The sequence below is a fragment of the Staphylococcus sp. HMSC069E10 genome (genome assembly GCF_001809205.1).
GTDB classification, from domain to species: Bacteria; Bacillota; Bacilli; order Staphylococcales; family Staphylococcaceae; genus Staphylococcus; species Staphylococcus hominis.
In genome coordinates this window covers 138,729-151,408 of record NZ_KV796471.1, presented here as the reverse complement: position 1 = coordinate 151,408, position 12,680 = coordinate 138,729, and the positions used below count along the sequence as shown (strand labels likewise).

Below are 12,680 nucleotides of genomic sequence, written 5' to 3'. Positions count from 1 at the left end.
TAATTATAGAGCGAAAAAAGCAGAAGCAGAACAAGTCAGCAGAGACGCACAAAAAGTGATTGAAAATGACGATGCAACATCTGGGGAAATTGCGCAAGCAATAGCTAAAGTAAATGAAGCTACAGTTGCATTAAAACAAGCTAAACATGATTTAATTCCAGACAAAACTTTATTGAATAATGCTAAAAACAATTTAGAAACAAGCATTAATCAGGTGCCTGAAACTAAAAATATGACTAGTGATTCTGTTGAAAATTATAGAAATAAATTAAGTCAAGCAAAAGATACATTAGCTAATGCACAAAAAGTTATTGATAACCCAACTTCAACAGTTGATGAAATTCATAAAACTATCGAAAATGTGAAACGTGCTAAAGATGAACTTGAACAAGCTAAACATGACTTAATATTAGATTATGATGCTGTCATTAAAAAAATTAAACAACAAACTGATTTAACAGAATCACAGAAGGATAAATTAATAGAAAAGACAAAAGCTTCTACAACTTCTGATGAATTAGAAAATATTAAACATAATACTAATTTATTAAATGATGCGATGAAACAATTAAAAGAAAACATCGCTGAAAAAGATAAAATCAAAGCAAGTATTAATTATACTGATGGAGATAAAGATAAAAAAGATACCTATGATGATGCTTTAAAAGAAGCTGAAAAACTAATTAATGATGCAAAAAATCCTATTATTGATCCTAGCGTGATAAATCAACTTAAAGATAAGATAATTGATGCTAAAAATAATTTAAATGGTGCAGAAAAATTACAAAATGCTAGAAATAATGTTAAACACATATTGGAAAACTTAGAACATTTGAACAATGCACAAAAAGATGCGTTTAACAATATGATAGATAATGAAAATTCACGTGATAATTTAGATATAATTATTAATAAAGCTAAAGAAGTGGATAAAGCTATGAAACATTTAATTGATGAAATAGCTGATAATTTAGATATCAAGCATTCTGTTAATTATTCAGAAGCTTCACCAGATAAAAAATCCGCTTACGATGAACTTATTAAAAAAGCTGAAGACTTAATAAATAAAGGTATTGGTACAAATGCATCACTTGAAGAAATTAATAAATTAATTCAAGATATTAAAAAAGCAAAATATGATTTAGATGGAAAACATCAAGTTGAATTAGCTAAACAAAAAGCTTTAGTAGAGTTAGAAAATGAAGTTAACCGATTGAAAGATGAAATTGACAGCAATCCTAACCTTTCTAAAGAAGATAAAGAAAAACTTAAATCTAAATTAGAGCGTCTTCTTGAAAATGCAAAGAGTCAGATTAATAATGCAACTACATTAACGGACATTAATAAGATTAAAGATAATACTCAAAAAGAAATCGATAATTTAAAAGCATTAATTGATGCTAAAATTTTGGCTAAACAAGAAATTATTGATTTTGCTAATAAAAAACGCCAAGAAATTCTAAATAATTCTAACTTAACTAATGCTCAGAAACAAAAAGCGATAGCTGAAATAAACAAAGCTTTACAAAAAGCGCTTGAAAACATTGATAACGCAAATGATATCAATGAAATTAACCATAAACTTAAAGAGGGCAAAGATAATATAGCGAAAATTGTTGCAAAAGAAATTACTAATGCGTTAATAGATAATAAAATTAAAGAAATTAACGCACGCAAAGATTTAACAGATGAACAAAAAGCTAAATTAATTGATTATCTTGAAAAACTTAGACGTGATACGTTAAAAGAAATTGATAAATCACATATTGATGATATCGGTTCAATTATCCAACAATTAATGGACAAATTGAATATGCTTGATATTGATAAAATTGAAAACATCTTAAGTCATAACAATAAAGACAATAATCAAAATCAATCAAATATTGACGGTATTCAATCTAATAACAGTCATTTATCTAAATCACATAGATTACCTGATACTGGTTCAGAAAGTACATCTATTCAATTAGAAATTGAATTAATGACACTATTAGTTGGTCTAGGATTAGTATTAAAGAATCGTAGAAAAAAACAAAAAAATAACAAGAATAAAAGATAAAAAAGATATAACTTATTATCTTTAAAAATAAAGAGCAGGAAACCGATATAAACTGGGTTTCTTGCTCTTTTTTATTAAATAAATATTAACTATGCTTCAAAATCTATAATAATCCTTCCAGCGTTCTCATGATTAAGTACTGTCTCAATAGAATGTTTTAAATCTTTAAAAGCAATTGTATTTTTAATTTCATGTAATTTATCAGATTTTAAATCAGTTGCTAATCTTCTCCATACACGTTGACGTAATTTCATTGGTGTCATAACTGAATCAAGTCCAACGACGCTTACACCGCGAAGAATAAATGGAAATACTGAAGTTTCAAAGTGGTTACCTCCAGTCATACCAATTAATGCAACACCACCACCATTTGTTAGATGCTTTGCTATATAAGGTGTTCCAGGACCACCGCAAGGATCAATAGCAGCTTGCCAAGTTCTTTTTCCTAATATTTCATTACTATCTTCAGAAATACGATCGATAACTTCTCTTGCTCCTAATTCTTTTAATTTATTTGTAGCTTTTTTATTTCCAGTACTTGCTACAACTTTATAACCAAGTTCATTTAACATCATTACAGCTAAAGACCCAACACCACCAGAAGCGCCACGTACAAGTACTTTATCGCCTTCAAGTGTCATAAAGTTTGCTTTTTCTAATTTTTCTATTGCTAAACCAGCTGTGTAACCAGCAGTCCCATAAATCATCGCTTCTTCAAGTGTTAGATTTTCAGGACATTTAACAATCCAATCTGATTTAACACGGGCATACTCACTAAATCCACCGTAATGATTGACGCCTAAATCATAGCCAGTAATAATAACTTCTTCACCTTTTTCGATTGTAGGGTCATCAGATTCTACGACTGTACCTGCCAAATCAATTCCAGGAACCATTGGATATGATTTAAGTACACCGCTATCTTTAACAGTGGCTAAGGCATCTTTATAATTAATACCAGAATATTGAACTTTTATTAAAACTTCACCTTCAGGTAAATCATTGATTGATAAATCTTTGAAATCACTTGTGACAGTGCCATCATTATCTTTTTCAACCATAAACGCTTTGAAATTTACACTCATAAAATCGTACTCCTTAAAAATAAAAAATTAGATGTTAATTGCATATCCTAAATAACCATACCACATTTTAAATGAGTCATTAAGTTAAAAAGTTTATATAAATTAAATATAAAATAGTCTGTATTTTGATAAAAAATAATTATATTGACAGTAAAATAGCATAAATATATAATTTTATTGATAATGATTATCACTTGATAATAATCATGTTGATAGAGATATAAAACTGCAATTTTAAAATTTAGATGTAGAGAATATACATTTTAAAATATTTAACATCAAAAGATAATCACTAAATTTTAATGAGGTGAATTTATTATGAAGAAATTACCAACTATTTTACTAACATCATCACTACTATTAACAGCTTGTGGTCATAATAATCACGATAATGCCAATGAAAAAACTTCAAAAGAATCGACAAACGATAATAAAGTAGCATTACAGAAAGCAGCTAAAGAATATAGAAAATATACAAATAAACAGTTAGATCAGTTTTTAAAAGGAACTGAAGAATTTGTATCTGCAATAAAAGCAAATGATATTGAAAAAGCAAAAACTTTGTATCCTAAAGTACGTATGTATTATGAACGTTCTGAACCCGTAGCTGAAGCATTTGGCGATTTAGATCCTAAAATCGATGCTCGCCTAGCTGATATGAAAGAAGAGAAAAAAGAAGATAAATGGACAGGGTATCATAAAATTGAAAAATCTCTTTATCAAGAAAATAAAATAGATGAAATGACTAAGAAGGATGCTGATCAATTACTAAAAGATGCTAAAGAATTAGATGCTAAAGTAGATACATTAGATATTACGCCTAAGTTAATGCTACAAGGATCAGTGGATTTATTAAATGAAGTATCTACATCAAAAATTACTGGAGAAGAAGAGATATACTCTCACACCGATTTATATGATTTTAAAGCAAATATCGAAGGTGCTCAAAAAATTTATGAGTTATTTAAACCTGAATTAGAAAAGAAAGACAAAAAATTGAGTTCTACAATTAGGGATAATTTTAATAAAGTGAATCAATTACTTGATAAATATAAAAACAATGATGGTTATAAAGATTATAGTGCAGTAACTAAAGAAGATAGAAAAGCTTTATCAGATGCAGTTAACTCATTAGGAGAACCATTAAGTAAAATGGCTGTGGTTACAGAATGAGTAAAATAAATCATAAAAATCCTCCTCAAATGACTAGACGTTCATTTTTAAAGTTACTGGGGATAGGAAGCGCTGGGGCTGTTATCGGAGCAAGTAGTGTAGGTAGTATCTTTTCGTTTAAATCGATGTTTGATACTCCTGAAAGTGAAGAAAACGATTCATATGAATTTTATGGCCATATTCAAGCGGGTATTACTACACCAACTCAAAAAAATTGTAATTTCATTGCATTAGACTTAAAGTCCAAAGATCAAACATTAATTAAAGATATGTTTAAAAAATGGACTCAAATGTCTGTTAGTATGACTGACGGTGCTATTATTGGAAAAAATAGTAACAATACACTATTGCCACCTGTAGACACAGGTGAATCAATAGGATTAGATGCTAGTAAACTCACTTTAACATATGGCGTGAGTAAGTCTTTTTTGAAAAAAATAGGATTATCATCTAAAATTCCATTTGATTTTAGAGATATACCTCATTTTCCTAATGATCAATTAGATGAAGAGTATAGTGATGGAGATATTATGATTCAAGCATGTTCAAATGATCCTCAAGTTACTTTTCATGCTATACATAACTTAATACGACCTTTTAGAGACATCATTAAAATTCGTTGGTCACAACATGGTTTTATTTCTGCTAAAAAAAATGAAACACCGAGAAATTTAATGGCATTTAAAGATGGTACAGTTAATCCACGAAACAATAACGACTTGAAAAAATATGTATTCATTGATAATGGATGGGCAGAAAATGGGACGTATTGCGTTATAAGACGAATCCAAATTCATATTGAGACATGGGATCGTACTGCATTAGAAGAGCAAGAAGCAACATTTGGTCGTAAACGTTCTACAGGTGCCCCTCTAACAGGTAAGAAAGAATTCGATAATATTGATTTAAAGGCAAAAAATAATAAGGGTAAGTATGTTATCGATGAGAATGCGCATACGCGTTTAGCTCGTGAAGTAAAAACTTCTATTAAACGTAGAGCATATAATTATAATGATGGTACAAATGCTAAAACAGGTGACTTAGATACTGGACTCATGTTTATTTGTTTCCAAAAATCTATTCAACAGTTTATCGATATTCAAAATAATTTAGGACACAATGATAAATTAAACGAATATATCACACATCGAGGTTCTGCATCATTTCTTGTATTACCAGGGATACAAAAGGGAGGCTATATCGGTGAAACACTATTTAGTTAAGATATCGATAGTTACTCTCTTAATCATTATTACACGTTTGTTTTCATTGACTTCAGTTAGTGTTGCAAATGATAGTCAATTAAATGATGCGTATGTAGCTATCTCTGATGCGAAATCGACATTAGAGCACAAACAATTAAATTATAACGAAAAACAAAACGTGTTGAATGAAGTAAAACATAAAATAATGTCTTTAAATATTAAAGGAAATAAAAAAGGAAAAGATGTTAAATCGAAACTTCATATGATTGATCAAGCAACGACTACAAATAAACAAATCGACTCGTTATCAGAATTAACAAAATCTCTCATCGTTTACGAAAGTTCTGTATCGACTGATGATATTGATAAAGATATTAGAAATTTAAAAAAACAAATTAACGCAAAAGATAATATCATTCAAGAAGCTGTAAAAAATAAAGATAGATCAAAATTACAGTCTATTAATAATATGTTAAATCAAATTTGGAAAAAACATGAAACGGCCATCAGAAATTATGATGAAAATAAATATGGACAAATAGAAGTGTACTTGATGCAGTTGCGTGTAGCTATTCAAAAAGAACCATTAGACATAAAAAAAGTAGATAATGCTTGGAAGACATTTAAAACAAGTATTGATACTGTTGATAAAAAGCAATCAAATACTGAAAAAAATCAATATAAAGTTACCCAACTTAATATTGAATTAGAGAAAGCAATCAAAGGTATCGAGAGTCATCAGTTAAAACAATCAGATGAGGCACTGACTAAATTTATACAAATATGGCCTTATGTTGAAGGCAAAATTCAAACTAAAAACAGTAGTTTATATACAAAAATTGAAGATAAAATTCCATATTATCAAAGTATTTTAGATAGTAGTAATAAAGATCGTATTAAAGAAAGTTTAATAAAAATAAATTCTGAAATTAAAGATACTGTAAGTGAAGACGCATATTCATCCATAGATGTAATGATTATATTTTTACGTGAAGGATTAGAAGTATTATTAATCATATTGACATTAACAACTATGACCAGAAAGGTTAGAGACACTAAAGGGACAACAAGTGTCATTGGTGGCGCTATATTAGGTTTGATTTTAAGTCTCGCATTAGCATTTATCTTTATTCAAGTACTAGGAAATAATGGATTATTACGTGAAGGTATGGAAGCAGCGCTAGGAATAATAGCAGTTGTTTTAATGTATATTGTGGGTATATGGATGCATAGACGTTCAAGTGCTAAGCGATGGAATGATATGATTCAACAAATGTATCACCATGCAATAAGTAATCGAAACTTAGCATTATTAGGTACAATTGGATTAATATCCGTTTTGAGAGAAGGCGTTGAAGTCATTATCTTTTATATGGGAATGATGGGAAGTATAAAAACTTTAGATTTTGTTATAGGAATTATACTAGCCATTGTTATATTAATCATATTTACATTGTTATTCAAAACAGTTATACGATTGATACCTATATATTTTATTTTTAGAGTACTTTCTATTTTAATATTTATTATGGCATTTAAAATGTTAGGAATTAGTATTCAAAAATTACAATTACTTGGAGTGATAACACAACATAGTATTGAGCATATTCCAACACTTAATATCATTGGTTTTTATCCAAGTATTGAAACGATGAGTGCACAATTAATTTATATACTATTAATTGCTTATTTCACTTTAAAACATACTAAAACAAAGCATCATATCTAAATTGAAAATAAAGTCTCAAACGAGTAGATTAATTTACTCGTTTGAGACTTTTGCATTTGATTCGAATTCATTAATGTCGAGTAGTTATTTTAGTTAAAAGAATGCTTATTTCAAATAAAATAATGAGTGGTAAAGTCAAAAATAGATTCAAAGTGATATCTGGTGGTGCAAGAATACTAGCAATAATGAAACAAGTAAAATAAATATATTTGCGATATTGGTGTAATTGTTTAATATCTATTACATCCATTTTAACTAGTCCCATACAAAACATAGGTAATTGAAAGACGACACCAAATATAAATAACCACCTTATTAATTCATGTAAATAAGCATTAAAACCAATCACTGGTTGAATATACATTGTTTTCGATAATGTTAATGAAAATTTTATAATTAATGGAAATCCGATAGTATAGGCGAAACCGACACCAATGATAAATAACGCAGTACATAATAAACTATATTTATAAATAAAAAAACGTTCACGTTGATGAAGCCCTGGTGATATAAATGCCCATAATTGATAGAAAATAATAGGAAGAACTAAGCACAAAGTTACAAAACTAATGATTAGTATATAGATTTGAATCATTTCAGTGAATGAAAAAGTATGTAAAACAACTTGAGTGCGTTTAATATGGTAAACAAAAGTTGTGATCCACCATTTAGATGATATGTATACTAACGGCAAAGTAATTAAAAATGAAATAAGTATATTAATTAAACGTCGCCTTAATTCTTCAAAGTGTTCGAGTAAGGTCGAACTAGTTTGATTTGTCTCGCTGTTGTTTAGAATGTTTACTGGGTGTTTCCTCCACCTCATCTGAATCAATGTGTTCAGCTGCAGACTTAAATTCTCTTAAAGTACTGCCAATCGCTTTACCAAATTGTGGTAATTTTTTAGGACCAAAAATAATTAATGCAACAATACTAATAATGACTAAACTGGTAGGTCCAGACATGCCTAATATAAATAACTCATGAAACATCTTAAACACCTCACTTTAATATAGTCTATCTTTACTTTATACTTATTGATAATTATTATCAATACATATTTTAATTTATAAAAAAATAATTTAATATAGTGTTTGAAATGTGTTTGATAAGGAATAAGATATTATCTGGTTTTGAGAAAAATAAGTACAATAAAAAGAGGGGAAATATGAAAGAAGAAATTGAAGAAATTAAACAAGATAATGTAAGTGAGTTAAGAAAAATTGCAGAAAAAACGTTTTATGATACTTTTAAAGGTAGTTATACTGATGAAAACTTTAAAAAATTTTTTAAAGAAAACTATAATGAAACGAAGTTATTATCAGAAATCGAACATCACCAATCATTTCACTATTTCTATAAGGTAGATGATGAGATTGCTGGTTATTTAAAATTAAATATTAATGAAACACAAACTGAACCAAAAGGTGATCAATATTTAGAAATTCAACGCATTTATTTTGATAAGGATTACCAAGGTGGAGGAAGAGGAAGTCAATTTATTCAATTAGCTATTGATAAAGCAAGGGAGTATAATAAATCAAAAATATGGTTAGGTGTTTGGGAAAATAATCCTTCTGCCATTAGCTTTTATAAAAAGCAAGGCTTTGAAATTACAGGACAACATGATTTTATTAATGGTAATGTAATAGACACGGATTTAATTATGGAAAAAGAAATTTAAAATAACACAATAAAGCACTAAGCGTACAATAAAGCACTAAGCGTACAGAAAAGTTCTGTACGCTTAGTGCTTTATTATTTATCTAAAATATCTCTCATAAGTTGAGTTAATTTTTTTAGAGATTGATTATTACGATTTATAAGTGCATGTTGATGAATGGTAGGAATCCTATCATGAATTAAATGATTTAGTAACACTTCTTCGTCTGTGTACCAAACTTTTGCTAGACTATTCAGCACATCAATATAGACGCCACGTTCTTCTTTATATTCTTCGTGGTTAGGAGTATATAAACAAACTTTTTTATCAATAGTTAGGGCATCAAAAATGATAGAAGAATAATCAGTAAGTACAATGTCTGATACTAAGATTAAGTCTTGTGTTTCGATATCCATAGGAGCCTCAATGACACCTTCTGGAATAGCATCATCACCTTCAATATGCCCCTTATATATCACATAGTATTTTTCTAGTAACTCTGGTGTCATCGTTAAAGGCGTAAATGATTCTGTATTTTTATGCCATGTTGGCGCATATAATAAAACAGGTTTTGTATGATTGAGTTTTAATTTTTCACGTATTTTTCTTTGCTGATTTTGATTATCTTTATAGTTTAGTAAATAACGTACTCTTGGATAACCAAAAGGAAGAAATTGAACCGTTTCATTAGGAAAAGCAGTCTCAAATAAACCTTCTGAAGCTTTTGAATCTAATAAGACATATGATTGGTGTTTCCATTTATTATATTTTCTTGCTCTGTAATTATAAATAGTTTGATTTTGATAAGGTTCTTTACTATCTAAAAATAATTCTTTAATAGGTGTACCATGCCATAATTGAATGACTGTACCATTAGGTTGGTATGCTTCAGGCATATAACTTTCAATGACTACAATTTTTGCAGTTTCAATAAGTTCTTTATTATGTTCTGCATCAATGGGAAGGAAATACGGTCCACGTCTATCGTCAGTAATGTAATAAGCTTCTGTTGTTGGATTTCGTTTTACAAAATAATTAAAAAGGTATTTAGAGTTACCCCTATAGCCATAATCGAACCCTAAAAATACGACATGATTTTTCAATTTGGATGTATCTTTAGTATAGACATAACTTAGTTTTTTATGATTTTGAATAGCACGTTGATGAATTTTATTGTACATCCATTTAGGTAATTTAAATTTTGTTGTTACAAGCCAGCTATCAGCAAAACGAAGAGTTTCGTCAGCTAATGGATGCTTATATTTAGGAAATGGAATCGAATGGCCGTGGATATAAGCTAATTTATTTAAATCAAAGTGATTGGCAATTTTAATTTCTCGTGTATCTAATGAATTCCAAAATGAACTAGATGTCTGTAATTCTTCAATAAAATCAAAAACAACATGTCCATCTATATCGATCTCATTTTTTAAAATAGTGATGACTGCTAAATCCATAATAGATTGAATTTGATATTTTGAAAGGTAAATCAGCGCAGTATCAATATTATAAATGATATTTGGATAATGATTAATATTATTCATCCAAGCGAGAAAACTTAATTTATCATTCCCAAAATAACGACAATCATTAAGGTAAACACCATGGATTGTGTAATCAACCGCAATAGAATGTTCACCTAATGGGACAGCATTAAGCATGTCTTGATTAATTTTTATTTCGTTAGAATAGGGGATAAAATGTGAATACCCTGCAGATTTAGCTTTATTAAGTTGTATATCTAGATGTGCCATATTAGATATATTTATTTGTTTAATCATTATGCATTATCCTTTAACTCCTAAATTTCATATTTTTATTTTACCATGCACTTTTAAAAAATTCATATTTACATGAATGATCATATAAAATCATATATTAATGAAAATTTAAATAGATTTTACTACTATTGTTGACATAAATTATTTTTACAGTATTGTCAATTGTGATAAGAAATGTTATATTATTTTTGTGAAAATATTCACAAAAATAAAAAGTGTAATATTCTAATTTTAACTTGAATACAATATGTTAATTTTTGTGAATACCTGTTAAAATTATAAAAGTGAATTTTTAGTTGTTTAGCTAGATAATTCATCAATATAATAAAATATTAAGGAAAGAAGCGTTTAAACTATGTTAGTACATTCTTTTAACCCTTTTGGTAACTTAGCGTTATCTAGTTTAATTGCAGCGATTCCAATCATTTTATTCTTGTTATGTTTAACAGTGTTTAAAATGAAAGGTATTTATGCAGCAATTACTACTTTAGTAGTGACTTTACTTATCGCTATCCCATTCTTTAAATTACCAGGTGGTATTGCGACAGGCGGTGTAATCGAGGGATTCTATCAAGGTATTATTCCCATTGGTTATATTGTTATTATGGCCGTTTTATTATATAAAACGACTCAAGAATCAGGTCAATTTAGTACAATTCAAGATAGTATCATGAGTATCTCTCAAGACCAACGTATTCAATTACTATTAATTGGTTTTGCGTTTAATGGTTTCTTAGAAGGTGCTGCAGGTTTTGGTGTGCCAATTGCAATCTGTGCATTATTACTTGCTCAATTAGGTTTCAAACCTTTACAAGCAGCAATGTTATGTTTAATTGCTAATGCGGCTTCAGGTGCATTTGGTGCAATTGGTATTCCAGTAGGTATTGTGAATACACTTCATTTACCAGGTCACGTACAAGCTATGGCTGTTTCTCAAACAGCTACTTTAACTTTGGCAATTATTAACTTTATTATTCCATTCTTATTAATCTTTATTATCGATGGATTTAAAGGTATTAAAGAAACATTACCTCAAATTTTGGTAGCATCAATTACGTATACTGTATTACAAGGTTTAATTACAGTATTTGTTGGACCAGAATTAGCTGATATTATTCCACCATTAGTAACAATGGGAGTTTTAGCAGTATTTTCTAAAAAAGTTCAACCGAAAAATATCTTTAGAATTCAAAAAGATGTTAAACCAGAAGCGGTTAAACCGCATAGTGGTAAAGAAATTCTATACGCATGGAGTCCATTCATTATCTTAACTGTTATTGTTATGATTTGGAGTGCAACATTCTTCAAAAACTTATTTGCACCAAATGGTCCTTTATCAGCATTAGTATTTAATTTCAATTTACCAGGAACATACAGTGATGTTACACACAAACCAATTATGTTAACTTTTAATTTTATTGGTCAAACTGGTACTGCCATTTTATTAACAATTATTATTACAGTATTAATGTCTAAAAAAGTTAGCTTTGGTGATGCAGGTCGTTTATTTGTCGAAGCATTTAAAGAATTATGGTTACCAATTGTAACAATTTGCTTCATCTTAGCAATTTCTAAAATCACAACTTATGGTGGTTTAAGTGCAGCTATGGGTCAAGGTATTGCAAAAGCAGGTGGCGTCTTCCCAATCTTATCTCCAGTATTAGGTTGGATCGGTGTGTTTATGACAGGATCAGTTGTAAACAACAACTCATTATTTGCACCAATCCAAGCTTCTGTAGCACAACAAATTGGTACAAGTGCACCATTACTTGTTGCAGCTAATACTGTTGGTGGGGTTGCAGCTAAATTGATTTCACCACAATCTATTGCGATTGCAACAGCAGCTGTAAAACAAGTGGGTAAAGAATCAGAATTACTTAAAATGACTCTGAAATACAGTATAGGATTACTTATCTTTATCTGTATTTGGACATTTATCTTATCTATATTTATGTAGATATCATTAAAAGGATTGCAATTCG

Annotated in this window: 10 protein-coding genes; 6 read left to right on the top strand and 4 right to left on the bottom strand. The window is 28.9% G+C overall.

The annotated features are described in order from the left end of the window. Positions 1–2,062: DUF1542 domain-containing protein (locus tag HMPREF2561_RS02080; RefSeq protein WP_070468282.1), on the top strand; the 2,062-nt coding region annotated here is incomplete at its 5' end. An 89-nt stretch (positions 2,063–2,151) separates the two neighbouring features. Here the strand turns inward: HMPREF2561_RS02080 and HMPREF2561_RS02075 are convergent. Beyond that, a complete protein-coding gene (locus HMPREF2561_RS02075; RefSeq protein WP_048680383.1) occupies positions 2,152–3,147 on the bottom strand; it encodes an acrylyl-CoA reductase family protein in 996 nt (331 codons plus the stop codon). Positions 3,148–3,465: 318 nt separating this feature from the next. Here HMPREF2561_RS02075 and efeO point away from each other — a divergent pair, with 318 nt between their 5' ends. The 3 genes from efeO to HMPREF2561_RS02060 are packed head-to-tail and all read left to right on the top strand — an operon-like array spanning position 3,466 to position 7,254. After that, positions 3,466–4,320, top strand: a complete 855-nt coding sequence (gene efeO, locus HMPREF2561_RS02070; protein ID WP_017174939.1) for an iron uptake system protein EfeO — start codon at positions 3,466–3,468, stop codon at positions 4,318–4,320. Further along, on the top strand, positions 4,317–5,543 hold the full coding sequence (gene efeB / locus HMPREF2561_RS02065) for an iron uptake transporter deferrochelatase/peroxidase subunit (RefSeq protein WP_070468280.1): 1,227 nt from the start codon (positions 4,317–4,319) through the stop codon (positions 5,541–5,543). Before efeO ends, efeB begins: the two co-directional genes overlap by 4 nt. Continuing rightward, the gene (locus tag HMPREF2561_RS02060) at positions 5,524–7,254 is read left to right on the top strand and encodes an FTR1 family protein (RefSeq protein WP_070468279.1); all 1,731 of its coding nucleotides are present in this window, start codon (positions 5,524–5,526) and stop codon (positions 7,252–7,254) included. The genes efeB and HMPREF2561_RS02060 overlap by 20 nt, the downstream gene beginning before the upstream one ends. 70 nt (positions 7,255–7,324) lie before the next feature. Here the strand turns inward: HMPREF2561_RS02060 and tatC are convergent, their stop codons facing one another. Together tatC and HMPREF2561_RS02050 are read right to left on the bottom strand one after the other, a co-directional pair. Then, complete coding sequence (gene tatC, locus HMPREF2561_RS02055; protein ID WP_071859962.1) at positions 7,325–8,080, bottom strand: twin-arginine translocase subunit TatC; 756 nt, start codon at positions 8,078–8,080, stop codon at positions 7,325–7,327. Then, a complete protein-coding gene (locus HMPREF2561_RS02050) occupies positions 8,022–8,246 on the bottom strand; it encodes a twin-arginine translocase TatA/TatE family subunit (protein WP_070468278.1) in 225 nt (74 codons plus the stop codon). Before HMPREF2561_RS02050 ends, tatC begins: the two co-directional genes overlap by 59 nt. Positions 8,247–8,422: 176 nt before the next feature. Here HMPREF2561_RS02050 and HMPREF2561_RS02045 point away from each other — a divergent pair, with 176 nt between their 5' ends. Further along, on the top strand, positions 8,423–8,938 hold the full coding sequence (locus HMPREF2561_RS02045; RefSeq protein WP_070468277.1) for a GNAT family N-acetyltransferase: 516 nt from the start codon (positions 8,423–8,425) through the stop codon (positions 8,936–8,938). Between the two features lie 74 nt (positions 8,939–9,012). On the opposite strand, the gene HMPREF2561_RS02040 is transcribed toward HMPREF2561_RS02045, so the two are convergent. Next, positions 9,013–10,698: a CDP-glycerol glycerophosphotransferase family protein gene (locus HMPREF2561_RS02040; protein WP_048762134.1), complete on the bottom strand. Its 1,686-nt coding sequence runs from the start codon at positions 10,696–10,698 to the stop codon at positions 9,013–9,015. 355 nt (positions 10,699–11,053) lie between these two features. On the opposite strand from HMPREF2561_RS02040, the gene HMPREF2561_RS02035 reads away from it, so the two are divergent. After that, positions 11,054–12,655, top strand: a complete 1,602-nt coding sequence (locus HMPREF2561_RS02035) for an L-lactate permease (RefSeq protein ID WP_048762132.1) — start codon at positions 11,054–11,056, stop codon at positions 12,653–12,655. Positions 12,656–12,680: the final 25 nt, after the last annotated feature.